Raw genomic sequence first — 26,890 nt, 5'->3', positions numbered from 1 at the left:
ACTGCAGATGAACGGAAGCGCGGAGTAGTCTCCGCGAAGAGATTTTCGTTACCGACGGAAGTTGAATACCGATGCCCGAGGGATCAGTTCCGATTCAGAGTTTCGGCGCCAATGAGTGGGTCGTCGAAGAAATCCGCCGGCAGTACCGTGAGGACCCCGATTCGGTCGACCCGTCCTGGCGTGAATTCTTCGGTTCCCAGGGAGCGGGCGCCGGGACCCGGTCCGAGGCCACCGGCGGCAGGTTGATCCCCGCCCCCTCGACCTCGCCCGCCGGGGCGCCGGAGCGGATCCCGGCCCCCACCGCAGACGCCTCCCCGGACATTCCCACGGCGACATCGGTACGGGCGTTTCCGGCCAAGTTGCTGATCGACAACCGGATCGTCATCAACAACCATCTCAAGCGAGCCCGTGGCGGGAAGGTGTCCGTCACGCACCTCGTCGGCTACGCCCTGGTGCGAGCGGCGCGGCTCCATCCGGGCATGAACCACAGCTACACGGTGCGAGACGGAAAGCCCACCCTGGTCAAGCCCGAGCACATCAGCCTCGGCCTGTCCGTCGACGTGGTGGAGCCGAACGGCGCGCACCGGATGGACGTCGCGGTCATCGAGCAGGCCGAGACGATGGACTTCAGGACGTTCTGGCAGAGCTGCGAGGCCGCCGTGGCCCGGGCCCGGGCGGGCCGGCTCATCCCGGAGGAGCGCACAGGGGTCACCCTGTCGCTCGCCAACCTCGGTGCCGTCGGCACGGTCCACGCGGTGCCGCGCCTGCCGCAGGCCCAGGGAACGATCGTCACCGTCGGCGCGATGGAGTACCGGGCCGAGTTCCAGGGCACCTCCCAGGACACGCTGAACAGGCTCGGCATCTCGAAGACCATGACCCTGACGTCGACGTACGACCACCGGGTGATCCAGGGTGCCGCCTCCGGCGAGTTCCTCCGGACCATGCACCAACTGCTGCTCGGCGAGGACGACTTCTACGACGAGGTCTTCACTTCGCTGCGTATCCCCTACGAACCGGTGCGCTGGGTCGCCGACGTGACCGACGCGCACGACGACGTCGCCAAGGCCGCCCGGGTCTTCGAGCTGATCCACTCCTACCGGGTCCGCGGCCACGTCATGGCCGACACCGACCCGCTGGAGTACAAGCAGCGCAAGCACCCCGACCTGGACATCGTCGAGCACGGGCTCACCCTGTGGGACCTGGAGCGCGAGTTCGCGGTCGGCGGCTTCGCCGGCAAGTCCCTGATGAAGCTGCGCGACATCCTCGGCGTGCTGCGCGACTCGTACTGCCGTACCACCGGCATCGAGTTCATGCACATCCAGGACCCCAAGCAGCGCAAGTGGATCCAGGACCGTGTCGAGCGGCAGCACGCCAAGCCGGAGCGCGAGGAGCAGCTGCGCATCCTGCGCCGGCTCAACGCGGCGGAGGCCTTCGAGACCTTCCTGCAGACGAAGTACGTCGGTCAGCGAAGGTTCTCGCTGGAGGGCGGCGAGTCCGTCATCCCGCTGCTGGACGCGGTGATCGACTCCGCGGCCGAGTCCCGTCTGGACGAGGTCGTCATCGGCATGGCCCACCGCGGCCGCCTGAACGTCCTCGCCAACATCGTCGGCAAGTCGTACGCGCAGATCTTCCGCGAGTTCGAGGGCAACCTCGACCGGAAGTCGATGCACGGCTCCGGCGACGTGAAGTACCACCTGGGCGCCCAGGGCACCTTCACCGGCCTGGACGGCGAGCAGATCACGGTCTCGCTGGCCGCGAACCCGTCCCACCTGGAGACGGTCGACCCGGTCATCGAGGGCATCACCCGTGCCAAGCAGGACATCATCAACAAGGGCGGTACGGACTTCACGGTCCTGCCGGTGGCGATCCACGGCGACGCGGCCTTCGCGGGCCAGGGCGTGGTGGCCGAGACCCTGAACATGTCGCAGCTGCGCGGCTACCGCACCGGCGGCACGGTCCACATCGTCATCAACAACCAGGTCGGCTTCACCGCGGCCCCCGAGTCCTCGCGCTCGTCCATGTACGCGACGGACGTGGCGCGCATGATCGAGGCCCCGATCTTCCACGTGAACGGCGACGACCCCGAGGCCGTGGTCCGCGTCGCGCGGCTGGCCTTCGAGTTCCGCCAGGCGTTCAACAAGGACGTGGTGATCGACCTCATCTGCTACCGCCGGCGCGGTCACAACGAGTCGGACAACCCGGCCTTCACCCAGCCGCTGATGTACGACCTGATCGACAAGAAGCGCTCGGTGCGCAAGCTCTACACCGAGTCCCTGATCGGTCGCGGCGACATCACCCTGGAAGAGGCCGAGCAGGCCCTGCAGGACTACCAGGGCCAGCTGGAGAAGGTCTTCACGGAGGTCCGCGAGGCCTCCGCGGCTTCCGGGGACGCCCAGGAGCCGCAGGACGGCTTCCCGGTCGCGGTGCCGACCGCGATCTCCACGGAGGTCGTCAAGCGGATCGCCGAGTCCCAGGTCGACATCCCCGACGGCTTCACCGTGCACCCGCGTCTGCTGCCGCAGCTGCAGCGCCGGGCGACGATGGTCGAGGACGGCACGATCGACTGGGGCATGGGCGAGACCCTGGCCATCGGCTCCCTGCTCCTGGAGGGCACGCCGGTCCGCCTGTCCGGCCAGGACTCCCAGCGCGGCACCTTCGGCCAGCGCCACGCGGTCATCATCGACCGCGAGACCGGCGAGGAGTACACCCCGCTGCAATACCTCTCGCAGGACCAGGCCCGGCTGAACGTCTACAACTCGCTGCTGTCCGAGTACGCGGTCATGGGCTTCGAGTACGGCTACTCGCTGGCCCGCCCCGACGCGCTCGTGATGTGGGAGGCGCAGTTCGGCGACTTCGTCAACGGCGCGCAGACGGTGGTCGACGAGTACATCTCGGCGGCCGAGCAGAAGTGGGGCCAGATGAGCGGCGTGACGCTCCTGCTCCCCCACGGCTACGAGGGCCAGGGCCCGGACCACACTTCGGCCCGTGTCGAGCGCTTCCTCCAGCTCTGCGCCCAGAACAACATGACGGTCGCCATGCCGACCCTGCCGTCGAACTACTTCCACCTCCTGCGGTGGCAGGTGCACAACCCGCACCACAAGCCGCTGGTGGTCTTCACCCCGAAGTCGATGCTGCGTCTGAAGGCGGCCGCGTCGAAGACGGAGGAGTTCACCTCGGGTCAGTTCCGCCCGGTCATCGACGATGCGACGGTGGACCCGGCCGCGGTCCGCAAGGTCGTCTTCGTGGCCGGCAAGCTGTACTACGACCTGGAGGCCGAGCGGGTCAAGCGCGGCGTCACGGACACGGCGATCATCCGCATCGAGCGGCTGTACCCGCTGCCGGGTGCCGAGCTCCAGGCGGAGGTCAACAAGTACCCGAACGCCGAGAAGTACCTGTGGGCGCAGGAGGAGCCGGCGAACCAGGGTGCCTGGCCGTTCATCGCGCTCAACCTGATCGACCACCTGGACCTGGCGGTCGGCGCCGACATCCCGGCCGGCGAGCGGCTGCGGCGCATCTCGCGCCCGCACTCCTCGTCCCCGGCTGTCGGCTCCGCCAAGCGCCACCAGGCGGAGCAGGAACAGCTGGTGCGTGAGGTTTTTGAGGCGTAAGCCTTAAGCCACCAAGGGCCCGGTACCGAGTTCGTACTCGCTGCCGGGCCCGCCACCGGCCCGGACGCCGCTCGCCCCGCGGCCCGGGATGGGGGGCGGCCGCGGGGCGAGGCTTACGGGTACTCGGGTACGTCAGCCGCGATACGTCTATCGCGTCGCTGCTGTCGCGCTGTTCTTCCGGGTCCTGTCGTCCGGCTCAGCAGCCGAAGTCGACCAGGTTGAAGGTGGCGTAGTGGTCGGAGGTGTAGTAGTCCTCCTGGGACGCCTCGCCGGTGACGATGCGCCGGGCGCCGCGCGTGGACGAACCGGGCGTGATCACCGTGTACTCGTGATAGTAGCCGGACGGCTGGCTGGGCAGGACGCCTTCACGGTTGGAGAAGACGGTGCCGTCCTGCGAGTACGGGTACGGGCCGCCCTGGGCGATCAGGTCCAGGGTGTCGTGGGCCTGCGACGGCAGGGCGCTGTAGCAGATGCTGCCGACCGAGTCGGCTGCGGCGTTCGCCGTGGTGGCGGAGACAGTGCCGCCGACGAGGAGGGCGGACAGGAGCGCTGCTGCGGCGCCGATGCGAGTTGCGCGTGGGGGGAATCTCATGCCCCCATGATGACGCGCGTAGACGTTGGCATGTCAACGACAAACTTGAAGATTTTCCCTTCAAGTCCGGTGAGTTTTCGAGAAGTTAACCTGGCACGTGAGGCCTTCGTCGGGCCTCCGGGCCGTTCGGAAGGGGAGCGATGGACACGCAACACGTGGTCGACCTGGGGGACTTGGGGGACCGGCTCATCAGGGATCCGCATCCGGTCTACGCCCGGCTGCGCGAGCAGGGTCCCGTGCACCGCGTCCGGCTGCCGGGCTGGGACGACCCGGCCTGGCTGATCGTCGGATACGACGAGGCGCGGGCGGCCCTCGCCGACCTCCGGCTCGCCAAGGACACCAGCAAGATCGGTGTGACCGTCCTGGACCAGGAGATGATCGGCAAGCATCTGCTGGCCACCGATCCGCCGCAGCACACCCGCCTGCGCGGCCTCGTCACGCGCGCGTTCACGATGCGCCGGGTGGAGCAACTGCGCCCGCGCATCCAGCAGATCACCGACGAACTGCTGGACGAGATGCTCCCGGCCGGCCGCGCCGACCTCATCGGCTCCCTCGCCTACCCGCTGCCCATCACCGTCATCTGCGAACTGCTCGGCGTGCCGGCCATGGACCGCGCGGAGTTCCGCACGCTGTCGAACGAGGTGGTCGCACCGACCAGTGAACAGACGGAATACGAGGCGGTGGTCCGGCTCGGCGCATACCTCACCGAGCTGATCGAGGACAAAGGCCGCTCCGGCCCCACCGACGACCTGCTCAGCGACCTGATCCGCACCACCGCCGAGGACGGCGACCGGCTCTCCGCGCAGGAACTGCGCGGCATGGCCTTCCTGTTGCTCATCGCCGGCCACGAGACCACCGTCAACCTCATCGGCAACGGCGTCCACGCCCTGCTCACCCACCCGGACCAACTCGCCGCCCTGCGCTCCGACATGAGTCTCCTGGACGGGGCCATCGAGGAAATGCTGCGCTACGACGGGCCGGTGCACACCGCCACGTACCGCTTCGCCGCAGAGTCCTTGGAGATAGCCGGTGCGGCGATCGGGCGGGGCGACCACGTGGTGATCAGCCTCACCGCCGCCGCGCACGACGACGAGCGCTACGCCGACCCGCACCGCTTCGACATCCGCCGCGACACCCGCGGCCACCTCGCCTTCGGTCACGGCATCCACTACTGCCTCGGCGCACCCCTGGCCCGCCTGGAAGCCCGCACGGCCCTCGCCACCCTCCTGAACCGCGCCCCCGGCCTCACCCTCGACGGCACCCCGGGCGCATGGCTCCCGGGCCTGCTGATCAGAGGGATGCGCAGCCTCCCGGTGCGGTGGTGACCGGCGGACCGGCCCAGCCGTAACGACCCCTCGGTCACCGGCGGCCCCGCCTCAGCCGCGCGACGCCGGCGTTCGGTCCGGGATCTCCGTGAGCCGGATCGGGCGGCGTTCGCGGCGTGAGAGCTCGCAGGCCTCGGCGATGCGCAGGGCCTGCAGGGCCTCATGGCCGTCGCACGGGTTGGGGCGCTCGCCGCGCACCACCTCCACGAAGGCGTTCAGCTCGGCCTCGTAGGCGGGCCCGAAGCGCTCCAGGAAGCCCGGCCACGGCTTGTCGGCGGGCGGCGGCCCGGTCGGCTCGGTCGACGCGAGCGGCGTACGGTCGTCCAGGCCCACCACGACCGTGTCCCGCTCCCCGGCCAGCTCCATCCGGACGTCATAGCCGGCGCCGTTCAGGCGCGTCGCGCTCACCAGCGCCAGCGTGCCGTCGTCCAGGGTGAGCAGGGCCGCGCCGGTGGCCACGTCACCGGCCTCGCGGAACAGCGCGGGCCCGGCGTCCGAGCCGGCGGCGTACACGTCCGTCACCTCACGGCCCGTCACCCAGCGCAGCACATCGGCGTCGTGGATGAGCGTGTCCCGGAACAGCCCTCCGGACAGCGGCAGCCACTCGGCCGGGGGAGGGGACGGGTCGCAGGTCATCGCCCGTACGGTGTGCAGCCGCCCGAGCCGTCCCGAGGACACCGCCTCCCGGGCGCCGGCGTACCCCGCGTCGAAGCGCCGCTGGAACCCCATCTGAAGGATCGTTCCGGCCGTCTCGACGTCGGTGAGGGCCTGCAGCGTGCCCGGCAGGTCGAGCGCGATCGGCTTCTCACAGAACACCGGCAGGTCCGAGCGGGCGGCCCGGCCGATCAGTTCGGCGTGTGCCGCCGTCGCCGTGGTGATCACCACCGCGTCCACGCCCCACGTGAAGATCTCGTCCACCCCCGGCGCCGCCGTCTCGCCCAGCCGGTGCGCCAGTTCCTGCGCCCGCGCAGGATCCGCGTCCGTCAGGATCAGCGAGCCGACCTCGCGGTGGCGGCTGAGCGTTCTCGCGTGAAGGGTGCCGATGCGGCCCGTACCGATGACCCCGATGCGCATGGAAACAAAGTGAGGGCGGACCCCGCACGCTGTCAATGCATATGTCCGGACAATCGGACTACACAACTTCCCGTCAACCCGTCACGCGGCTACGCTCGGGCCCGTGCCGAAACCAGATGTGGACCCGACCGTCGCGCTCGACCTCCATGTGGACCGGAGTTCGCCGGTGCCGTTGTACTTCCAGCTGTCCCAGCAGCTGGAGGCCGCGATCGAGCACGGCAGCCTCACCCCGGGCAGTCTGCTGGGCAACGAGATCGAGCTGGCCGCACGGCTCGGTCTGTCCCGGCCGACGGTCCGCCAGGCCATCCAGTCCCTCGTCGACAAGGGGCTGCTCGTGCGGCGCCGGGGCGTCGGTACGCAGGTCGTGCACAGCCAGGTCAAGCGCCCGCTGGAGCTGAGCAGCCTCTACGACGACCTGGAGGCGGCCGGTCAGCGCCCAGCGACCAAGGTCCTGGTCAACACCCTCGTACCGGCCTCCGCCGCGGTCGCGGCCGCGCTCGGCGTCGCCGAGGACAGCGAGGTGCACCGCATCGAGCGGCTGCGTCTCGCGCACGGCGAACCGATGGCGTACCTGGTCAACCATCTCCCGACCGGCCTGCTCGACCTGGAGACCGGCCAGCTGGAGGCCACCGGCCTGTACCGCCTGATGCGCGCCGCCGGGATCACCCTGCACAGCGCCCGCCAGTCCATCGGGGCCCGCGGCGCCACGGCTGCGGAGGCCGAGCGGCTCGCCGAGGCCGAGGGAGCCCCCTTGCTCACCATGCAGCGCACCACCTTCGACGACACCGGCCGCGCCGTCGAGTACGGCGACCACACCTACCGCCCGAGCCGCTACTCCTTCGAGTTCCAGCTGCTCGTACGGCCGTGACAGCACCTCCGGATTCGTCGCAATGTCCGGACAATATGACCGCTGCGTGCACCCCTGCCCTGTCATGAGTGTTCATGGTGTTCGATACTGGAGCGTTTGGGGCCGCTGAGCTGATCACCGGCCCCTTCCGTACGTACGAACACGGCAAGAAGGGCACGGCCTCGTGGCACGGTTTCGGACCTGGGCAGTCATCGCGCTCGCAGGGGCGGTCTCGCTGTCCCTGACGGGGTGCAGCAGCACCGGCGGCAAACGGGCCGAGGACGCCCGCAAGGCCGCGGCCGCCCAGGGCAGGGCGGCGGTGAACACCCCGCGCTGGACCTTCGCGATGATCACCCACTCGGGAGACGGCGACACCTTCTGGGACATCGTGCAGAGCGGCGCCAGGCAGGCCGCCGTCAAGGACAACATCAACTTCCTGTACTCGCACGACGACCAGGCCCAGCAGCAGGCGCAGCTGGTCGACGCGGCCGTGGACAAGAAGGTCGACGGCATCATCGTCACCCTCGCCAAGCCGGACGCCATGAAGGCCGCCGTGGCCCGCGCCGAGAAGGCCGGCATCCCGGTGATCACGGTGAACTCCGGCTCCGAGGAGTCCAAGGCGTTCGGCGCCCTCGCCCACATCGGCCAGGACGAGACCATCGCCGGCGAGGCCGTCGGTGACGAGCTGAACCAGCGCGGCAGGAAGAAGGCCCTGTGCGTGCTGCACGAGCAGGGCAACGTCGGCCACGAGCAGCGCTGCGACGGCGTCGCCAAGACGTTCAAGGGCACGCTGCAGAAGCTCTATGTCAACGGCACCGACATGCCCGACGTGCAGTCCGCGATCGAGGCCAAGCTCCAGGCCGACAAGTCGATCGACTCGGTCGTCACCCTCGGCGCGCCGTACGCCGACACCGCCGTGAAGGCGAAGGGCGACGCGGGCAGCAAGGCCGAGATCGACACCTTCGACCTCAACGCCAAGGTCGCCGCCGAGCTCAAGGACGGCACCCTCGGCTTCGCCGTGGACCAGCAGCCGTACCTCCAGGGTTACGAGGCGGTCGACCTGCTGTGGGCCTACAAGTACAACGCCGACGTCCTCGGCGGCGGCAGGCCGGTGCTGACCGGCCCGCAGATCATCACCAAGGACCAGGCGGCCGCGCTCGCCGCGTACACCGAGCGGGGCACCCGATGAGCACCGCCATGGACAAAGCGGTTGATGAAAGGATTCTGCAGACCTCGCCGCTGAAGAAGCTGCTCGCCCGGCCGGAGCTGGGCTCGGTCGTCGGCGCGCTCGCCGTCTTCGGTGTCTTCGCCTTCGCCGCCGACGGTTTCCTCCACGCCGCCAGCCTCAGCACCGTCCTGTACGCCTCCTCCACCATCGGCATCATGGCCGTACCGGTCGCGCTGCTGATGATCGGCGGCGAGTTCGACCTGTCGGCCGGCGTCCTGGTGACGTCCTCGGCGCTGGTCTCCTCGATGTTCAGCTACCAGATGACGGCGAACACCTGGGTCGGTGTGGGCGTGTCCCTGCTGGTCACCCTGGCCATCGGCGCCTTCAACGGCTTCATGCTCACCCGCACCAAGCTGCCCAGCTTCATCATCACGCTCGGCACCTTCCTGATGCTGACCGGCCTGAACCTCGGTTTCACCAAGCTGATCGACGGCACGGTGTCGACGAAGACCATCGGCGACATGGAGGGCTTCCCCTCCGCCCACGCCGTCTTCGCCTCGACCTTCACGATCGGCGGGGTCGGCTTCAAGGTCACGATCCTGTGGTGGCTCGCCCTGGTGGCCGTGGCCTCCTGGATCCTGCTGCGCACCCGCGCCGGCAACTGGATCTTCGCCGTCGGCGGCAACGAGGACGCGGCCCGCGCCGTCGGCGTCCCCGTCGCCAGGACCAAGACCGGCCTCTACATGGGCGTGGCGTTCGGCGCCTGGATCTCCGGCCAGCACCTGCTCTTCTCGTTCGACTCCGTCCAGTCCGGGGAGGGCGTCGGCAACGAGCTGATCTACATCATCGCGGCCGTCATCGGCGGCTGCCTGATCACCGGCGGCTACGGCAGCGCGATCGGATCGGCGGTGGGCGCCCTCCTGTTCGGCATGACGAGCAAGGGCATCGTCTTCGCCGAGTGGAATCCCGACTGGTTCAAGTTCTTCCTCGGAGCGATGCTGCTCCTCGCGACCCTGCTCAACGCCTGGGTCAAGAAGCGCGCGGAGGCGACCACGTGACTCTCGTCGAGCTGACCGACGTCAGCAAGCACTACGGCACCGTCCGCGCCCTGGAAGGCGTCTCGCTGGAGGTCCACCCCGGCGAGATCACCTGCGTCCTCGGCGACAACGGAGCCGGCAAGTCCACCCTGATCAAGATCGTCGCGGGCCTGCACCGGCACGACGGCGGCACGTTGCGCATCGAGGGGGAGGAGACGACCCTCTCCTCCCCGCGGGAGGCCCTGGACCGGGGTATCGCCACGGTCTACCAGGACCTGGCGGTGGTCCCCCTCATGCCGGTGTGGCGCAACTTCTTCCTCGGCTCCGAGCCCCGCAAGGGCAAGGGACCCTTCAAGCGCCTGGACACCGACCTCATGCGCCGCACCACCCGCGAGGCCCTGCTGCGCATGGGCATCGACCTGCGCGACGTCGACCAGCCCATCGGGACCCTCTCCGGCGGCGAACGCCAGTGCGTGGCCATCGCCCGCGCGGTCCGCTTCGGCGCGAAGGTCCTGGTCCTGGACGAGCCGACGGCGGCGCTGGGGGTGAAGCAGTCCGGGGTGGTGCTGAAGTATGTGGCCGCAGCACGGGACGAGGGCCTGGGCGTTGTCTTGATCACCCATAACCCGCATCACGCGTACTTGGTGGGCGATCGTTTCGTACTGCTGAGGCGTGGCACGATGGTGGGCAATCACACACGGGACGAGATCACGCTGGACGAGCTGACCCAGCAGATGGCCGGGGGATCCGACCTGGACGCGCTACGCCATGAACTGCAACGCAGCTAAGGGTGCGGGGCTGTGCCGACATGCGGCTCCGCCGCGTGAAACCACGCCGCACCCGCACCCGGCGACGATCGCGCACCCCCTCCCCCTGCCCCGCGCAGCACTCAGCGTGAGCGTGCGGCAGAATCGAGCCCGATGAGCACCTACCGCGACCTCACCGCCCCCATCGGCTCCCGCCGCGCCCCGGTCCTGCGTACCGTCGGCACCCGCGAGCGCCGCTCCCACCTGACCGCACCCCGGGTGCCCACGGTGGGGATCGACATCGGCGGCACCAAGGTCATGGCGGGCGTCGTGGACGCCGACGGCAACATCCTGGAGAAGCTCCGCACGGAGACCCCGGACAAGTCCAAGAGCCCCAAGGTCGTCGAGGACACCATCGTCGAACTGGTCCTGGACCTGTCCGACCGGCACGACGTGCACGCGGTCGGCATCGGCGCCGCCGGCTGGGTCGACGCCGACCGCAACCGCGTCCTGTTCGCCCCCCACCTGTCCTGGCGCAACGAGCCGCTGCGCGACCGCCTGAGCGGCCGGCTGTCCGTGCCGGTCCTCGTGGACAACGACGCCAACACCGCCGCCTGGGCGGAGTGGCGTTTCGGCGCGGGGCGCGGCGAGGACCACCTCGTCATGATCACGCTCGGCACCGGCATCGGCGGCGCCATCCTGGAGGACGGCCAGGTCAAGCGCGGCAAGTACGGCGTCGCGGGCGAGTTCGGCCACATGCAGGTCGTGCCCGGCGGGCACCGCTGCCCGTGCGGCAACCGCGGCTGCTGGGAGCAGTACAGCTCCGGCAACGCCCTGGTCCGCGAGGCCAAGGAGCTGGCCGCCGCCGACTCCCCGGTCGCCTACGGAATCATCGAGCACGTCAAGGGCAACATCGACGACATCACCGGCCCGATGATCACCGAGCTGGCCCGTGACGGCGACGCCATGTGCGTGGAACTGCTCCAGGACATCGGCCAGTGGCTCGGCGTCGGCATCGCCAACCTCGCCGCCGCCCTCGACCCCTCCTGCTTCGTCATCGGCGGCGGTGTCTCGGCCGCCGACGACCTGCTCATCGGCCCCGCCCGGGACGCCTTCAAGCGCCACCTCACCGGCCGCGGCTACCGCCCCGAGGCCCGCATCACCCGCGCCCAGCTCGGCCCCGAGGCCGGCATGGTCGGCGCCGCCGACCTCGCCCGGCTGGTCGCGCGCCGGTTCCGCCGCGCCAAGCGCCGCCGGGTGGAGCGCTACGAGCGCTACGAGCGCTACGCCCAGGCCCGCCGCGACCGGGACACCGTATGACCCCGTCGCTGCCCCACCAGGGCGGCCCGCCGGACGAGCCGCGGCGGCCCGCCGAGGACCCGCGGCACAAGGCCAGGCGCCGGGCGCTGACCCTGCTGATCATCGTCCTGCTGATCGGCGTCCCGGCCGGCTACCTGGTGATCTCCGCCAACCAGAGCCGCAACAGCGGCAAGGACAAGGAGTCGAAGTACGCGGCGACCGGCCTCACCCCGGGCTGGCCGTCGAAGGTGCAGCGCCGCCTCTACCAGGTGACCGTTCCGCACCCCGCCGACTCCGTCGCCGCCTACGAGACGAACAACTGGAAGACCAGCCGCCTCTACGTGCAGTTCCGCACCAACGCGGCCGGCCTGGACGCCTTCCTGCAGTCCATGGGCGCCCGCCAGGACGAGCTGAAGAAGGGCGACATCACCGTCAGCGCCCGCGACCAGAAGGTCAGCGGCTGGCACTTCACCGGCACCGGCCCCTGGTGGGGCCTCACCCACGAGCAGAAGAACCCGGCGCCCACCCAGGACGTGGTCGTGAACATGCACGACCCGGCCAACCCGATGGTGTACGTCGTCTCGCGCACGGTGCCGTGACGCCGGGCCCCGGCCGGTGTCCGGGGCCGATTGTCAGACCCCGCCCGTACAGTCGAAGACGTCTGATCCGGTACACGGGCGGGAGGTGGCAGGACGTATGAGCGCAGGCACGGCCGCGGTGGCCGCGCGCACGCAGGGCTCCGGGGAGATCGGGAGCCCGGTCCCCTCGCGCCTCGCCTCCGTCTATCTGCCCGCGCCCCTGCCGCGCGAGGGCCGCATCGCCTTCTGGGACCCGGACGGCGGCCCGCTGCCCGGCCCCGGCGACCCCGACGAGCTGACCGTCGTACGACGCCATGGCGGGGGCGTGCGCCGCCGGCAGGTCGCCGCGCTGACCCTGCCGCTCGGCACGGCCCTGCCCCTGCTGGTCCGGGCCCGCCGCGACCCGGCCGCCCACCCGGCGACGGCCTGTTGGGGCGCCGCCGCACTGCACGCGCTGCGGCTCGTCGCCCGCGGCCGGCTGCTGCCGGGCCTGACCCCGGCCGGCCACGACGCCTGGCGGGCCGGCCCGCTGGAGCCGGACGACATCGCCCACCTGCGCGCGGTGGCCGCGGCCCTGCCCCCGGAGGGCCACGCCGTGCCGCTCACCGGCCCCGGCCCGCTGCGGCTGCCCGAGCCGGAAGCCCTCGTCCGCTCCTTCCTGGACGCGGTCGCCGACACCCTGCCCCGCACCCCCGCCGCCCCGTACACCGCCGGCCGGCCCTTCGCCGCCCGGGAGCCCGTGGCCCTGCCCCAGGCCCACGCGTGGGCGGCCGAGGTCGCCGCCGGCATGGACGCGGGCGTGCGGATCTCGCTGCGCCTGGACCTGGCCGCGTACGACGTCTTCGACACCGGTGCCGACGAGGGCGCGCGGGCCGCGGGGGCGGCGATCGTGCAGGTGCACAGCCTCGCCGACCCCACCCTCGTGGCCGACGCGGCGGCCCTGTGGGCGGGGGAGGCCGATGCGGCGTTCGGTCCCCGCGCGCGTGTGGACGCCGCCCTCGCCGTACGGCGCGCGGCCCGCGTGTGGGCGCCCCTGGACCGGCTCGCCGAGCAGGACGTGCCCGACGTGCTCGCCCTGTCCGAGGAGGAGCTGGGCGAGCTGCTCGGCGCCGCGGCCGCCCGGCTGGCCGCCGCCGGCGTCGCCGTGCACTGGCCGCGCGATCTCGCCCGCGATCTGACGGCCGCCGCCGTGGTCCGCCCGGCGCCCGGCTCGGCGACCGACGGCACCGGGTTCTTCGAGAGCGAGGACCTGCTCCAGTTCCGCTGGCAGCTGGCGCTCGGCGGCGACCCGCTCAGCGACGCCGAGATGGACACCCTCGCCGAGGCCCACCGTCCGGTCGTACGGCTCCGGGACCGCTGGGTCCTCGTCGACCCGGCGCTGGTCCGCAAGGCCCGCAAACGCGAACTGGGCCTCCTCGACCCGGTCGACGCGCTGTCCGTGGCGCTCACCGGCACCGCCGAGGTCGACGGCGAGAGCGTCGAAGCGGTCCCCGTCGGCGCCCTGGCCACCCTGCGCGACCGCCTCACGGCGGGCCTGCACCCGGCGGACCCGCCCGCGGGGCTGGCCGCCACCCTCCGCGACTACCAGCTGCGCGGGCTCGCCTGGCTCGACCTCATGACCTCCCTCGGCCTCGGCGGCTGCCTCGCCGACGACATGGGCCTCGGCAAGACCGTCACCCTCATCGCCCTGCACCTGAAACGGGCCCGCACCGAGCCCACCCTCGTCGTCTGTCCGGCGTCCCTGCTCGGCAACTGGCAGCGGGAGATCGCCCGGTTCGCGCCCGGCGTCCCCGTCCGCCGCTTCCACGGCCAGGACCGCACCCTGGACGGCCTGGCGGGCGGCTTCGTCCTCACGACGTACGGCACGATGCGCTCGACGGCCGCGCGGCTCGCCGAGCAGCCCTGGGGCATGGTCGTCGCCGACGAGGCCCAGCACGTGAAGAACCCCTACTCGGCCACGGCCAAGGCGCTGCGCACGATCCCGGCCCCCGCGCGCGTGGCCCTCACCGGCACCCCGGTGGAGAACAATCTCTCGGAACTGTGGGCCCTGCTCGACTGGACCACCCCCGGCCTCCTCGGCCCGCTGAAGTCCTTCCGCGCCCGGCACGCCCGCGCGGTGGAGAACGGCGAGGACCAGGAGGCCGTCGACCGACTGGCCCGCCTGGTACGGCCGTTCCTGCTGCGCCGCAAGAAGTCCGACCCCGGCATCGTCCCCGAGCTGCCGCCCAAGACCGAGACCGACCACCCCGTGCCGCTGACCCGCGAACAAGCCGCCCTCTACGAGGCGGTGGTGCGCGAGTCGATGCTGGCCATCGAGACCGCCGAGGGCATCGCCCGCCGGGGCCTGGTCCTGAAGCTGCTGGGCGCCCTGAAACAGATCTGCGACCACCCCGCGCTGTACCTGAAGGAGGAGACGCGTCCGGACCGCCTGTCCGCCCGCTCAGGCAAACTCGCCCTGCTGGACGAGCTGTTGGACACGTTGCTCGCCGAGGACGGCTCGGCGCTCGTCTTCACCCAGTACGTCGGCATGGCCCGGCTCATCACGGCCCACCTGTCCGCCCGCGCGATCCCGGTGGACCTCCTGCACGGTGGTACGCCGGTGCCGGAGCGCGAGCGCATGGTCGACCGTTTCCAGGACGGCGAGACCCCGGTCCTGGTGCTGTCCCTGAAGGCGGCGGGCACCGGCCTGAACCTCACTCGCGCGGGCCATGTCATCCACTTCGACCGCTGGTGGAATCCGGCCGTCGAGGAGCAGGCCACCGACCGTGCCTACCGCATCGGCCAGACCCAGCCCGTCCAGGTCCACCGCCTGGTCACCGAGGGCACGGTCGAGGACCGCATCGCCGAGATGCTGGCGGCCAAGCGGGCCCTGGCCGAAGCCATCCTCGGCTCCGGCGAGGCGGCCCTCACGGAACTGACCGACCGCGAGCTGTCCGACCTCGTCTCCCTCCGGAGGACCCCATGACCCTCCCCCCGGAGCACCCCACCCCACGCCCCGCCGACGCGGCCCGCCAGGCGCTGCGCGCGGCACGGGCACGGGCCGAGGCCGCGCGCGAGACAGCGCCTGGAGCCACGCCCGCGGAGACATCGCCTGTGGCTGCGCCCCAGGAGGGGGAGGGTGTGAGGGAGGCCGTGACGGGCGGTGAGTCGGGCCGTGATGGCGGGGTCCACGTATCGGAGGGCGTGACCGGTGGTGAGCCGGGGCCGGGTGGTGCGGTGCCGGCGCCGGAGACCCCGGGCGACGCTGACATGGAGTGCTCGGCCGACCACGAGTCGAGCCCCGGCGGTGCGGTGCGCGTACCGCCGTGCACGGCCGACCCCGCGGTGGGATCTGCTGCGCGTACCGAGCCGAGGCCCGCCGACGCGGCGCGTGCGGCGTTGCGGGCCTCGGTCGCCGCACCTGCCGCCGCCGCACCTGCCGCCGCCGCACCTGCCGCCGCCGCACCTGCCGACGCCGCACCTGCCGACGCCGCACCTGCCGACGCAGGCGCCGGCGCACCGGCCCAGGACGGCAACCCCGCCTCCCCCTCTCGCCCCGCCGTCGTGCCGGGCGGGCGGCCCGGCGACGTGGCCCGGGAAGCGCTGCGGGCGGCCCGGCGGGAGGTGTCGCGGGCCGAAGCGGAGGCGGGCGAGGCGGCCGTACGCGGCAAGCGGACGACCGAGCCGCGTACCCGGCGTGGGTCGTCTGTGACCGGCGGCTCCGCCGACCCGGTGCCGCGCACATCGCCTGCCTCCGGGGCGGAGTCCCGGGCCGCCCGTGTCAAGGCCGCCCATGACATGCGGCACTTCCTGACCAACGCCTTCCGGATGCCGGCCTGGTCCGACACCCCGGAGGCCGAGAGCGGCACCCCGGACACCGACGCAGGCTCCGCCGGCCAGGCCTACCCGGACGGGGCGCCCTCCGTCCCCGCTCCCGCCATGTCCGCGGACCGGGAGCGTCCTTCGTCCGCGTCGGTGCGGGCGCGGCTGTCCGCCACTCCGGCGGACGTCGGTGACGGGGACCGTCCTTCTCCCGGGCCGGTGGCCGCCGTACCTCGGTCCGGCATCACGACCGACCTCGCCGACCGGGAGCGTTCTTCGTCCGCGTCGGTGCGGGCGCGGCTGTCCGCCACTCCGGCGGACGTCGGTGACGGGGACCGTCCTTCTCCCGGGCCGGTGGCCGCCGTACCTCGGTCCGGCATCACGACCGACCTCGCCGACCGGGAGCGTTCTTCGTCCGCGTCGGTGTCCCCGACGGATTTCGGCGACCGGGGTCGTCCTTCCTCCGCGTCGGTGCCCCTGCTCCTGTCCGCCACCCCGGCCGGCGCCGCCGAAGCGGACCGGCCTTCCCCCGCGTCGCCGTCCCCGCACCGTTCAGCGGTCCCCTCCGACCCCACCGAGGCGGGCCACCCCGCGCCCTCGTCCCCGTACCTCCTCGCCACCATGGCCACCCCCCACCGCGACACCGAACTGCGCCGCACCTTCCCGGCGTTCGCACCCCGTGCGGCCACCGCGGAAGGCGTGTCGTTCGCCGGGACCTGGTGGGGGAACGCGTGGGTGGGTGCGCTGGAGCAGGGGGCGCTGGATGCCAAGCGGGTGGCGCGGGGCCGGGAGTATGCCGACCAGGGGCATGTCGACGCGATCACCGTGACACCGGGGCTCGTGCTGGCGTACGTGCGCGGGAGCCGGCCGCGGCCGTACCGGGTGCAGGTGCGGGTCCGCACGCTGGAGGGCGAGGACTGGGAGCGTTTCCTGGACGCGGCCGCCGACCGGCCGGGGCACATCGCCGCGCTGCTCGACAGGGAGCTGCCCCAGTCGCTGGCCGACTGCGGTGTGCCGCTGCTGCCCGGCCCCGGTGACCTCGCCCCGCGGTGCAGCTGTCCTGATGCCGGGCACCCCTGCAAGCACGCCGCCGCGCTGTGCTACCAGACGGCCCGGCTGCTCGACGCCGACCCGTTCGTGCTGCTCCTGCTGCGCGGCCGGGGCGAGAAGGACCTGCTCGACGCGCTGTCCCGGCGCAGCGCCGCGCGCGCGGCCCGCGCCGCCCAGGAGCGGCAGCCGCAGGCGCTGCCGGGCGTGCGCGCCACCGATGCCCTCGCTCCGCGCCCGCTTCCGCCACTGCCCGCGCCGTTGCCGCTGCCGCCGCATCCCGAGCAGCCGCCGGTGTATCCGGCGGCGCCCGGCGGTCCGGACCCCTTCGCGCTGGACCAGCTCGCGACCGACGCCGCCGCCCGGGCGCACGCGCTGCTCGGCACCGGCCGGGACCCGGTGGGGGAGCTGACCCTGTGGCAGGACGCGGTGCGCCTCGCCGCGGCCCGCCCCGGCTCCGGCCTGACGGCCGCCACCCGCACGCTCTACGCCACGCTCGCCACGGCCGTCGGCCGCACCCCGACGGACCTCGCGCGTGCCGTCGCGGCCTGGCGGCAGGGCGGCTCCGCGGGACTGGAGGTCCTGGAGGAGCCGTGGGACCCGCCGGCCGGCCGTTTCGACCGGGCCCGCCCGCTGCTGCTCGCCGCCGACCTCCCGGCGTTCCGCCCCTGGCGCAACCACCTCACCCACCCGCACGGTCATGTCCAGCTCCGCCTCGGGCGCGACGGCCTGTGGTACGCCTACGAGTCCGAGCCCGGCCACGACGACTGGTGGCCCCGCGGCACCCCGGACCTCGACCCGGTGGGCGCCCTGACCGGCCTCGGCACCCTGAACGACGACTTCTGACCTGTCCCGCCGATCCCGCCGCGCCTCCCTGCCACACTCGCGGCACCGCCGTTGTGCAGAGCGTCGTACGAACTGTGGGGGTCCGATGTGGTAGGGCCGGGCGGTGCGTGGGTGCCCCGAGAACGGTGGCATCGTGACCGGCCGGATCGGCATCGGGGAGGCGGGGGAGACGTGACACCGGTGAGGGTGGGAAGACGACGGGTGCGGACCCGGAGCACACCCAGGGCGGTCAGATGCTCACCGCCCGGTATCGCTGCGCGGACCGCATCGCACTCCTCGGGGGTCCGCTTCTTCGGATCGGCAGGCCGCGTGGCCAGGATCCCGGCGGCCACGTCGGCACGCCATTTCGCCGACCGCAGGGAGCGCCCTGCCTGTTCCTGGGCCATGCGTACGATCCGGGCGTTGGCCTTCACGTCCTCGGGGGCGCGGGCGGTCCAGCCCAGGCGGCGCAGTGCCATCCAAGCGTTCGACGGCAGCCTCCTGCCTCCGGCGTCCTCACCGGAGGCCAGAGTGTCCACGTCGGTGGTGTTCCAGTGCTCGGCCAGTAGCGCGCCGACTATTCCGGCCACCAAGTCGGCGCACCAGCCGACGCGTTCCGCCGGCTCACTGGCACCCCCGCTCCCATCCCGTGACACTGTCATCCGATCGGTGTCATCCGATCAACGACGCTCTCGCGAAAGGGTCACGTATTCGATCCACGCACTCACGTACGGCACCGGCGGATGGCATATCGCTACAGGTCCCGAAGGAAACGGATGAGCCTGCCCTCGCCAGGATCTACACTCAGTTGGTAGCCGCAAGCAACGGAACGTGAGTGATGATCGGCACGGGCCGTCGGGAAGGTCGTGAGGGAGCCGTGTGCTCGCCCTCGGTCGGGGTCCAGTACGGCGCCCCCATGACGACCTGGTGGACCGCGTGAACACGAGCCTCGGAGCCGGGCAGTACCCGGGGGCGAGGCGAGGCAAGGAGATTTGTGCGCATGACCATGTCAGCGTCCCCGGCCCGCGGGGCAACCGCAGAGATATCCGCGTCGCCACCACCGGCCGGCAGACTGACGCACCGGCAGATCATGACGATCCTCAGCGGCCTGATGCTGGGGATGTTCCTCGCGGCGCTCGACCAGACCATCGTCAGCACCTCGATCCGTACGATCGCCGACGATCTGCACGGCCTCAGCGCGCAGGCGTGGGTCACCACCGCGTACCTGATCACCTCCACCATCAGCACACCGCTGTACGGAAAGCTGTCCGACCTCTACGGCCGCAAGCCCTTCTTCCTCGCGGCCATCACGATCTTCATCGCCGGCTCGGCGGCCTGTTCGTTCGCCACCTCGATGACGGAGCTGTCCGCCTTCCGGGCCTTCCAGGGCATCGGCGCCGGCGGCCTGATGTCGCTGGCGCTGGCGATCATCGGTGACATCGTGCCGCCCCGCGAGCGGGCCCGCTACCAGGGCTACATGCTCGCGATGTTCGGCTCCTCCAGCGTGCTCGGCCCGCTGATCGGCGGTTTCCTCGCGGGCCGCAGCAGCATCCTGGCCATCGCGGGCTGGCGCTGGGTGTTCCTGGTCAACGTGCCGGTCGGCATCGTCGCCCTGTTCGTCGTCGCCAAGGTGCTGAACCTCCCGCACACCCGGCGCGAGCACCGCATCGACTGGTGGGGCGCGCTCACCATCGCCATCGGCGTCGTACCGCTGCTGCTCGTGGCCGAGCAGGGCCAGAGCTGGGGCTGGACCTCCGCCAAGGCCTACGCCTGTTACGGCGTCGGCGTGGCCGGCCTGATCGTGTGGGTACTGGTCGAACGGGCCATGGGCGAGGAGGCCCTGATCCCGATGCGGCTGTTCCGCAGCGCGGTGTTCAGCAAGATGAGCCTGCTGTCCGTGCTCATCGGCATGGGCATGTTCGGCGGGATGATGATGGTCCCGCTGTATCTGCAGATCGTGAAGGGGGTCAGCCCCACCAGGTCCGGTCTGCTGATGCTGCCGCTCATGGTCGGCATGATCGCCGGGACCATGGTGGTCGGGCAGATCATCCAGAAGACCGGCAGGTACAAGGTCTTCCCCGTCATCGGCACCCTGCTGCTGGTCGCCGCCATGCTGCTGTTCCACTACCGCGTGCAGTGGAACACGGCGCTGCCGGAGACCATGGCCTACATGGCGCTGTTCGGCATCGGTCTCAGCGGCTGCATGCAGATCCTGACGCTGGCCGTGCAGAACGACGTCGAGCCCAAGGACATGGGCGTGGCGACCGCGTCGGCCACCTTCTTCCGGCAGATGGGCGGCACCGCCGGTACGGCGATCTTCCTCTCCGTGCTGTTCAGCAGCGTCGGCGACAAGATCAGCTCGGCCTTCCGGGCCGCGGCCCACACGCCCGCCTTCCAGGCCGCACTGCAGGACCCGGCCGTGCGCGCCGACTCCGCCAACGCGCCGGTGCTGGAGATGCTCAAGCACCCAGGTGCGAGCGGCGGCGGCTCGGGCGTGCTCGACGACTCCTCCTTCATCCAGCGGCTCGACCCGCGCCTGGCCGAGCCGTTCAAGGTCGGCTTCACCGACTCGATGCAGCTCGTCTTCCTCATCGCGGCGGGCGTGATGGTCCTGGGCTTCCTGGTCGCGCTGTGGACCAAGGAGGTCCCGCTGCGCAAGGTCTCCGGACTGGAGGCGCAGGCCGCCGAGAACAGCGGGGAAGCGAGCGGTGAGCCGAGCGGTGAGCTCATGGCGCGGCCCGTCGCGGCCGCTCCCGCCGGGCCCGCCGACGCCGCACCGGCGCCGGCACCACCCGCACCGGCCGGGAGCCTGCCCGAGGCCGCGGCGGCGGCCGACAGGTTCGCACCCGTCACCGACGCCTCGCGCCACGGCGTGCGCGGGCGGGTGCTCGACGGCGTGGGCGCTCCCGTGCCGCAGGCCGTGATCACCCTGATCGACGTGGGCGGGCGGCAGCTCGGCCGTGCCGTCAGCGGTGCGGACGGGGGCTACGCGGTGGCCGCCACCGGTCCCGGCACCTACGTACTGATCGCCGCCGCGGGCGCCCGGCAGCCGCAGGCCGTCACCGTGGTCGTCGGTGAGGAACCGGTCGAGTGCGACCTCGCGCTCAGCGGCACCGTCGCCCTCACCGGGTCCGTCCGGGGCGCCGCCGACGGGCAGCCGCTGGCAGGAGCCCTGCTGGTCGCCACCGACGTGCGCGGCGAGGTCGTGTCCTCCGGGACCTCGGCGGCCGATGGCGGCTTCCGGCTCGCCGATCTGGTCCCCGGCGGATACACCCTCGTGGTGAACGCGGCCGGGCACCGGCCGGCCGCCGTGCCTGTCGACGTCGCCCCGGGAGCCGCGGACGTCCACGAGATCCGCCTCGAAGCGAGCGCCCGGCTGAACGGCGTCGTCAGCACCGCTGCCGGTACGCCGCTCGACGAGGCCAAGGTCATGTTGCTGGACTCGGCCGGCAACGTGGTCGGCACCGCGATCACCGGCGCGGACGGCGCCTACGGGTTCACCGACCTGGACGGCGGCGAGTACACCGTCATCGCCAGCGGCTACGCACCGGTCGCCGCGTCCCTGTGCCTGGACGGCGGCGGCGTGACCGACTTCGATGTCGAGCTGGCCCACGAGGACGGATCCCGGTGACACCGGGCGGCGACACCGGGCCGACGGTCCGTCGCCGCCCGCAGGAGGCCCAGGGGCACGGGCCGGCCCCTGCCTCCCGCACCCGGCCCACACCGGCGCCCGCGCCCCATCAGGGGCACGGGCGCCGTCGCCGTACGGTGCAGGAGGCCGGTGGGCCGGGGTGGCGAGGCGGTGGAAGGGTCGGGACATGCTGCACTCGCGACGCGCCGCTCCCGGTGGCGGGTCCCGTCCTCCGCCAGGTCGAGCAGGCCGGACCCGCGTGGACGGTGACCGCCTGGGCGACCCGCCGACCTGAACGTTCCCAGCTGCCCCGGACCCCTGCCGTATGCCCCGTCGCCGGGCCGTCCGCGAGATGTGGCAACGTGAAGCGTGTGAGCACGACGACGACCAAACCCCTGGAACACAGCTTTGACGGGCCGGAAGGCGCCCCGGTCCTGGTCCTCGGGCCCTCGCTGGGCACGACACGGCACAGGTTGTAGAGACCGTCTTCGGGCGTCCACGTCAGTCCAGGGCGGGTGCGTAGGCGACCAGTTCGCTGTTGGCGACCGTGGCCACGCCGCTCTGGGCGATGGAGAAGAGGAGCAGGAGGGGGAGTGCGGCGCCGGCGTAGGCGAGGACGCGGGTGTTGACCACGGAGGCGATGTGGTCGCGGCCGATGCGGATGCCTGCCCGGTACAGTCCGCGCCGGCCCATCGTGGGGTTGGCGTCGTGCAGTTCCCAGACGGCCGATGTCTGCGTCACGGTGACATCGTCGAGCACGCCGAGGGAGCCGATGATGACGCCGGCGAGCAGCAGCCCGCTCATGTCGAGCTTCGGGTAGAGGCCGTGGATCAGGCCGGTCTGGTCGTCGGTGTTGCCGGTGAGTGCGGCCCAGCCGATGAACTGTGAGCCCAGGATGCCGATCAGTGCCAGCGAGACCAGCGTGCCGAGCACGGCCACCGATGTCCGGGCGGACAGGCCGTGGCACATGTACAGGGCGATCAGCATGATGGCGCTCGAGCCGACCACCGCCACGAGCAGCGGGTTCGAGCCCTGCAGGACGGCCGGCAGGACGAAGAAGTTCAGCGCCAGGAAGCTGACGGCCAGCGCGACGAGCGCCATCACGCCGCGCAGCCGGCCCACCGCCACGACGGCGAGGGCGAAGATGCCGGCGAGCAGGCCCATGGGGAAGCGGCGGTTGACGTCGGTGACCGAGTACTGCAGGTCCTTGGGCGCGGAGGGTTCGCAGGCGGTGACGACCTTCTCGCCCTGGTGCAGCTGCCGTGCCTGGTCGGGCTGCACGATCTCGGTGAAGGTACGGCCCTTGTCCTTGCCGGTGTCGACCCGGATCGTGGCCTTGTGGCAGGTGCCGTTCGCCTCCTGCTGTGCCGAGTTGCCCTCGGTGGTGGAGGTGTCGCCGATCGGCGTCTCGCCGGAAACGTTCACCGCCTTGCAGCTCACCTCGACGACCTTGGTGACGGTCACCTGCCGGGTCTGCTGGTCGAAGCCGACACCGGTGTGCTTGTGTGGCGGGGCTCCGCCCGGCCACAGCACGACGAGCCCCACCACGACCGCGGCGGTGAAGGGGATCAGGATCGCCGCGATGACCTTGCGTAGGTGCCGGGAGACCGGCGCCGCGGGCCCGTGGCTGTGACTGTGGCCGTGCGAGTGGCCGTGTCCGTCAGCGCCGGCTCCCGCTTCGGGGCTGTGACCGGAGCCATGTTCGGCGGCGGTCGCTGGTGCGTGCCCATGGCCTATCGCCTGAGAGGGGGGAGGTGGCCCGCGCCGGCATCGGGTCCGTAGCCGGGGTGAGGTATCGACTCAGGGACATTTCCGTACCCGTAGTCGTGGCCGTACTCGCTCGTGCGACCACCTCTGGGTCGGGGCGGGTCGCCGACCCGGTTCCCGTCTCCGGCGTTCTGCCGGTCAGCGGTTCCCATGCCGTCTCGCTCGCGGTTGTCCGTGCCCCCTCCGGAGCCGGTCCTGCGCGGCGGCTTTGAGGAAGAGTTACGGGAACGGCTGTGGCGTGGACTCAGCCCGAGCATCGCCAGGAGATCGAGCGTTCTGCTCACCATGCCTGGATCATGAACCTCTTCACCGGCCGCATTTTCCGCGCCGCCCCCGGGGTGCGTGCCGCGAAACTCCCGTCGCCATAGAACCCCACGCAGGTGGCCAGAGGCGGCGCGGCGGTGCGCGGCCGGCTGACGTCATCGGGCTCGTGGAGGGTGCCGCAGACGCTGGACAACGGTGAAAGGAGCGCTTGCGGTTGCTGTGCGGTCCCGGAAGGGAGTTCAGGCTGATCAGCAGAATGAGCCCCGTTCACGGAAGATGCCATCGACACCCACCAGGGCCAGCTCTGGGTCCAATGCCTGGTCAGCACGCGCCGGCCCCATGAGGGGGCCAACCGCATTCTATGGAGAAGCAAAGAATTCGACCCGGTACTGCCCGGTAGGACCTGTTCCGGTCTACGTTCCCCTCGCACCCTGTCATGTCACGCTCACTCGACGTGGCAGGGCGCTGTGAGTGTCATGCTCCTGACTGCGCGGTTCCACCGCCGCTACGCGCAATCACGGGCCTGCCCATCCAGTGCGATACCCCACGTCAACCGGAGGCAGTACCCCATGCGTGAGTCACACCCGAGCGGGCGGAGACGGAGTCTGCGAAGACTCGTCGCCGTCGCCTTCCCCGCCCTCGCCCTCACCGTCGCCGGCTTCACCGCCGCACCGACGGCCGGCGCCGAGCCTGCCGCGACCCACCCTCAGACCTCCAAGGTCACGCAGAACAACAAGGCACTGACCGCCCCCGAGCGGCAGACCTACCACTCGACCGGCAAGGCCGGTCAGAAGGTGCCGACCCAGCACCTGTGCGCCACCGCCGAGCCGGGTCATGCGTCCTGTTTCGCCCAGCGCCGTACCGACATCAAGCAGCGGCTCGCCTCGGCGGTCGCCGCCGCCGCGCCCTCCGGCCTTTCCCCGGCCAACCTGCACAGCGCCTACAACCTGCCCACCACGGCCGGTTCGGGCATGACCGTCGGCATCGTGGACGCCTACAACGATCCCAACGCCGAGTCGGATCTGGCCACGTACCGCTCCACGTACGGCCTGTCGTCCTGCACCAAGGCCAACGGCTGCTTCAAGCAGGTCAGCCAGACCGGCTCCACCACCTCGCTGCCGACCAACGACACCGGCTGGGCCGGTGAAGAGATGCTCGACATCGACATGGTCAGCGCGGTCTGCCCGAACTGCAGCATCATCCTGGTCGAGGCCAACTCCGCGAGCATGGCCGACCTCGGCGCCGCCGAGAACGAGGCCGTCGCGCTCGGCGCCAAGTTCATCTCCAACAGCTGGGGCGGCTCGGAGTCCTCCACCCAGACCAGCGACGACACGTCGTACTTCAAGCACCCGGGTGTCGCGATCACCGTCTCCTCCGGTGACTCCGCCTACGGTGCCGAGTACCCGGCGACCTCCCAGTACGTGACTGCCGTCGGCGGCACCGCGCTCACCACCGCCTCCAACTCCCGCGGCTGGAGCGAGTCGGTGTGGAACACCAGCTCCACCGAGGGCACCGGCTCCGGCTGCTCGGCGTACGACCCGAAGCCGAGCTGGCAGACCGACACCGGCTGCTCGAACCGTATGGAGGCCGACGTCTCCGCGGTCGCCGACCCGGCCACCGGCGTGGCGGTCTACGACACCTACGGCGGCACCGGCTGGGCGGTCTACGGCGGCACCAGCGCCAGCTCGCCGATCATCGCGAGCGTCTACGCCCTCGCGGGCACCCCGGGCTCCAGCGACTACCCGGCGAAGTACCCCTACCAGCACACGAGCAACCTGTACGACGTCACCAGCGGCAGCAACGGCAGCTGCTCCCCCTCGTACTTCTGCACCGCGGGCACCGGCTACGACGGCCCGACCGGCTGGGGCACCCCCAACGGCACGACCGCCTTCGCCTCCGGCAGCAGCACCGGCAACACGGTGACGGTCACCAACCCCGGCAGCCAGTCGACCACCACGGGTGGTTCGGTCAGCCTGCAGATCAAGGCCTCCGACAGCGGCGGCGCCTCCCTGACCTACAGCGCGAGCGGCCTGCCGACCGGGCTGTCCATCAACAGCTCCACCGGCCTGATCTCGGGTACGGCGTCCACCGCGGGCACCTACCAGGTCACGGTCACCGCGAAGGACTCCACCGGCGCCTCCGGCTCGACCTCCTTCACCTGGACCGTCGGCTCCGGCGGTGGCGGCTGCACCTCGACCCAGCTGCTGGCCAACCCCGGCTTCGAGTCGGGCAGCACCGGCTGGAGCGCCACCAGTGGCGTCATCACCAACGACACCGGTGAGGCGGCGCACGGCGGCTCGTACTACGCCTGGCTCGACGGCTACGGTTCCTCGCACACCGACACGCTGTCCCAGTCGGTGACGATCCCGTCCGGCTGCAAGGCCACGCTGACCTTCTACCTGCACATCGACACCTCGGAGACCACCAGCAGCACCGCGTACGACAAGCTGACGGTGACGGCCGGTTCGACCACCCTGGCGACCTACTCGAACCTCAACCACAACTCCGGGTACGCGCAGAAGACCTTCGACCTGTCCTCGCTGGCGGGCCAGACGGTCACCCTGAAGTTCAACGGCGTGGAGGACTCCTCGCTGCAGACCAGCTTCGTCGTGGACGACACCGCCCTGACGACCAGCTGACCGGTATGAACTGAGCACTCGATCCCGCACGCGGAAGCCGTCCGCGTGCGGGGTGGGCCGTACCCACCTGCTCGTTGCAGTACGCCACGAGCCGGTGTCGCCGCCCGCCCGCCGTTCAAAGTGGCGGAAGGCGCTTTCGAAACCGGGCACAGATTCGGGCTGCGTCGCCGGCGCGCCCGCTGTGAGCCCCTGGCGTGACGGGTCACCAACTGCTGTTGGTCACGCCAGGGAGCTCGCCCGTGTGGGCCATCTCGCGTACGCGGATGCGGGGCAAGGTACGGGTGCAGAGCGACGGTGCCCTGGAGGCAGCGCTGTCGGCGGGCTTCGACGTGGCAGCGGCCGCCGCCCGCGTACATCCCGCGTGCGCGCTGCTGCCGCAGTCGTGCGACGAGCACGGCGTGAGCACCTTCGTCTGGCGGCGCGAACGGCCCTTCCATCCGCAGCGCCTGTACGCGGCGCTTGAGGACCTCACCTGCGCCGCCGCGCGCAGCCGGGGCGGTTCTGGCTGGCGGACCGCCCCGACACACTGCTGTCCTGGGACGCCGCCGGCGGCGCGCTGTGCGTTGTCCGAGGCGCTCCCGGCGACACCTACGTCAATCGCTCACCGTGACGACATGGGGGAGCACCCATGGATACAGCCTT

The 26,890-nt window shown here is 71.5% G+C and carries 14 protein-coding genes and 2 pseudogenes; 13 read left to right on the top strand and 3 right to left on the bottom strand.

Annotated features, from left to right (window positions below; genetic code table 11):
- Window positions 1-71 precede the first annotated feature (71 nt).
- Window positions 72-3,608 carry a multifunctional oxoglutarate decarboxylase/oxoglutarate dehydrogenase thiamine pyrophosphate-binding subunit/dihydrolipoyllysine-residue succinyltransferase subunit gene (locus tag O1G22_RS08830; RefSeq protein ID WP_270080813.1) on the top strand — a complete coding sequence of 1,179 codons (3,537 nt, stop codon included), beginning with the start codon at window positions 72-74 and terminating at the stop codon, window positions 3,606-3,608.
- A gap of 196 nt (window positions 3,609-3,804) precedes the next feature.
- On the opposite strand, the gene O1G22_RS08825 is transcribed toward O1G22_RS08830, so the two are convergent.
- Complete coding sequence (locus O1G22_RS08825) at window positions 3,805-4,200, bottom strand: ribonuclease (RefSeq protein WP_270080812.1); 396 nt, start codon at window positions 4,198-4,200, stop codon at window positions 3,805-3,807.
- A gap of 140 nt (window positions 4,201-4,340) precedes the next feature.
- Here O1G22_RS08825 and O1G22_RS08820 point away from each other — a divergent pair, with 140 nt between their 5' ends.
- Window positions 4,341-5,525, top strand: coding sequence for a cytochrome P450 family protein (locus O1G22_RS08820; protein ID WP_270080811.1), 1,185 nt, complete (start codon window positions 4,341-4,343; stop codon window positions 5,523-5,525).
- A 51-nt stretch (window positions 5,526-5,576) separates the two neighbouring features.
- On the opposite strand, the gene O1G22_RS08815 is transcribed toward O1G22_RS08820, so the two are convergent.
- Complete coding sequence (locus O1G22_RS08815) at window positions 5,577-6,599, bottom strand: Gfo/Idh/MocA family protein (RefSeq protein ID WP_270080810.1); 1,023 nt, start codon at window positions 6,597-6,599, stop codon at window positions 5,577-5,579.
- Window positions 6,600-6,717: 118 nt separating this feature from the next.
- On the opposite strand from O1G22_RS08815, the gene O1G22_RS08810 reads away from it, so the two are divergent.
- The 9 genes from O1G22_RS08810 (at window position 6,718) to O1G22_RS08770 (ending at window position 21,578) form a co-directional block, all read left to right on the top strand.
- On the top strand, window positions 6,718-7,467 hold the full coding sequence (locus O1G22_RS08810; RefSeq protein WP_270086374.1) for a GntR family transcriptional regulator: 750 nt from the start codon (window positions 6,718-6,720) through the stop codon (window positions 7,465-7,467).
- Window positions 7,468-7,630: 163 nt separating this feature from the next.
- On the top strand, window positions 7,631-8,635 hold the full coding sequence (locus O1G22_RS08805; RefSeq protein ID WP_270080809.1) for a sugar ABC transporter substrate-binding protein: 1,005 nt from the start codon (window positions 7,631-7,633) through the stop codon (window positions 8,633-8,635).
- An 8-nt stretch (window positions 8,636-8,643) separates the two neighbouring features.
- Complete coding sequence (locus tag O1G22_RS08800; RefSeq protein WP_270080808.1) at window positions 8,644-9,672, top strand: ABC transporter permease; 1,029 nt, start codon at window positions 8,644-8,646, stop codon at window positions 9,670-9,672.
- On the top strand, window positions 9,669-10,439 hold the full coding sequence (locus tag O1G22_RS08795; protein WP_270080807.1) for an ATP-binding cassette domain-containing protein: 771 nt from the start codon (window positions 9,669-9,671) through the stop codon (window positions 10,437-10,439). Before O1G22_RS08800 ends, O1G22_RS08795 begins: the two co-directional genes overlap by 4 nt.
- Window positions 10,440-10,571: 132 nt before the next feature.
- On the top strand, window positions 10,572-11,717 hold the full coding sequence (locus O1G22_RS08790) for an ROK family glucokinase (RefSeq protein WP_225101739.1): 1,146 nt from the start codon (window positions 10,572-10,574) through the stop codon (window positions 11,715-11,717).
- Complete coding sequence (locus tag O1G22_RS08785; RefSeq protein ID WP_225101740.1) at window positions 11,714-12,295, top strand: sugar kinase; 582 nt, start codon at window positions 11,714-11,716, stop codon at window positions 12,293-12,295. The genes O1G22_RS08790 and O1G22_RS08785 overlap by 4 nt, the downstream gene beginning before the upstream one ends.
- A gap of 97 nt (window positions 12,296-12,392) precedes the next feature.
- Entirely contained in the window at window positions 12,393-15,239 is a 2,847-nt protein-coding gene (locus O1G22_RS08780) for a DEAD/DEAH box helicase (RefSeq protein WP_270080806.1), read from the top strand.
- Window positions 15,236-17,968, top strand: coding sequence for an SWIM zinc finger family protein (locus tag O1G22_RS08775; protein WP_428986334.1), 2,733 nt, complete (start codon window positions 15,236-15,238; stop codon window positions 17,966-17,968). Before O1G22_RS08780 ends, O1G22_RS08775 begins: the two co-directional genes overlap by 4 nt.
- A gap of 979 nt (window positions 17,969-18,947) precedes the next feature.
- A complete protein-coding gene (locus O1G22_RS08770) occupies window positions 18,948-21,578 on the top strand; it encodes an MFS transporter (RefSeq protein ID WP_270080805.1) in 2,631 nt (876 codons plus the stop codon).
- A gap of 522 nt (window positions 21,579-22,100) precedes the next feature.
- Here the strand turns inward: O1G22_RS08770 and O1G22_RS08765 are convergent.
- Window positions 22,101-23,315: pseudogene (locus tag O1G22_RS08765) on the bottom strand (YibE/F family protein); the annotation flags it as partial.
- Window positions 23,316-24,178: 863 nt separating this feature from the next.
- On the opposite strand from O1G22_RS08765, the gene O1G22_RS08760 reads away from it, so the two are divergent.
- On the top strand, window positions 24,179-26,248 hold the full coding sequence (locus O1G22_RS08760; protein WP_270080804.1) for a putative Ig domain-containing protein: 2,070 nt from the start codon (window positions 24,179-24,181) through the stop codon (window positions 26,246-26,248).
- A gap of 293 nt (window positions 26,249-26,541) precedes the next feature.
- Window positions 26,542-26,828 (top strand): annotated as a pseudogene (locus tag O1G22_RS08750) (CobW C-terminal domain-containing protein); the annotation flags it as partial.
- Window positions 26,829-26,890: the final 62 nt, after the last annotated feature.

This window comes from Streptomyces camelliae (assembly GCF_027625935.1).
Lineage (GTDB): Bacteria > Actinomycetota > Actinomycetes > Streptomycetales > Streptomycetaceae > Streptomyces > Streptomyces camelliae.
Note: the sequence above shows the minus strand (reverse complement) of the source record. Positions and strands in the feature narration are given on the sequence as shown.

Excerpts from the sequence above, each read along its gene's own strand:
- O1G22_RS08780 (WP_270080806.1), top strand. The coding sequence starts at position 12,393 with ATGAGCGCAGGCACGGCCGCGGTGGCCGCGCGCACGCAGGGCTCCGGG.
- O1G22_RS08815 (WP_270080810.1), bottom strand. The coding sequence starts at position 6,599 with ATGCGCATCGGGGTCATCGGTACGGGCCGCATCGGCACCCTTCACGCG.
- O1G22_RS08825 (WP_270080812.1), bottom strand. The coding sequence starts at position 4,200 with ATGAGATTCCCCCCACGCGCAACTCGCATCGGCGCCGCAGCAGCGCTC.
- O1G22_RS08770 (WP_270080805.1), top strand. The coding sequence starts at position 18,948 with ATGACCATGTCAGCGTCCCCGGCCCGCGGGGCAACCGCAGAGATATCC.
- O1G22_RS08820 (WP_270080811.1), top strand. The coding sequence starts at position 4,341 with ATGGACACGCAACACGTGGTCGACCTGGGGGACTTGGGGGACCGGCTC.
- O1G22_RS08785 (WP_225101740.1), top strand. The coding sequence starts at position 11,714 with ATGACCCCGTCGCTGCCCCACCAGGGCGGCCCGCCGGACGAGCCGCGG.
- O1G22_RS08760 (WP_270080804.1), top strand. The coding sequence starts at position 24,179 with ATGCGTGAGTCACACCCGAGCGGGCGGAGACGGAGTCTGCGAAGACTC.
- O1G22_RS08790 (WP_225101739.1), top strand. The coding sequence starts at position 10,572 with ATGAGCACCTACCGCGACCTCACCGCCCCCATCGGCTCCCGCCGCGCC.
- O1G22_RS08800 (WP_270080808.1), top strand. The coding sequence starts at position 8,644 with ATGGACAAAGCGGTTGATGAAAGGATTCTGCAGACCTCGCCGCTGAAG.
- O1G22_RS08830 (WP_270080813.1), top strand. The coding sequence starts at position 72 with ATGCCCGAGGGATCAGTTCCGATTCAGAGTTTCGGCGCCAATGAGTGG.
- O1G22_RS08775 (WP_428986334.1), top strand. The coding sequence starts at position 15,236 with ATGACCCTCCCCCCGGAGCACCCCACCCCACGCCCCGCCGACGCGGCC.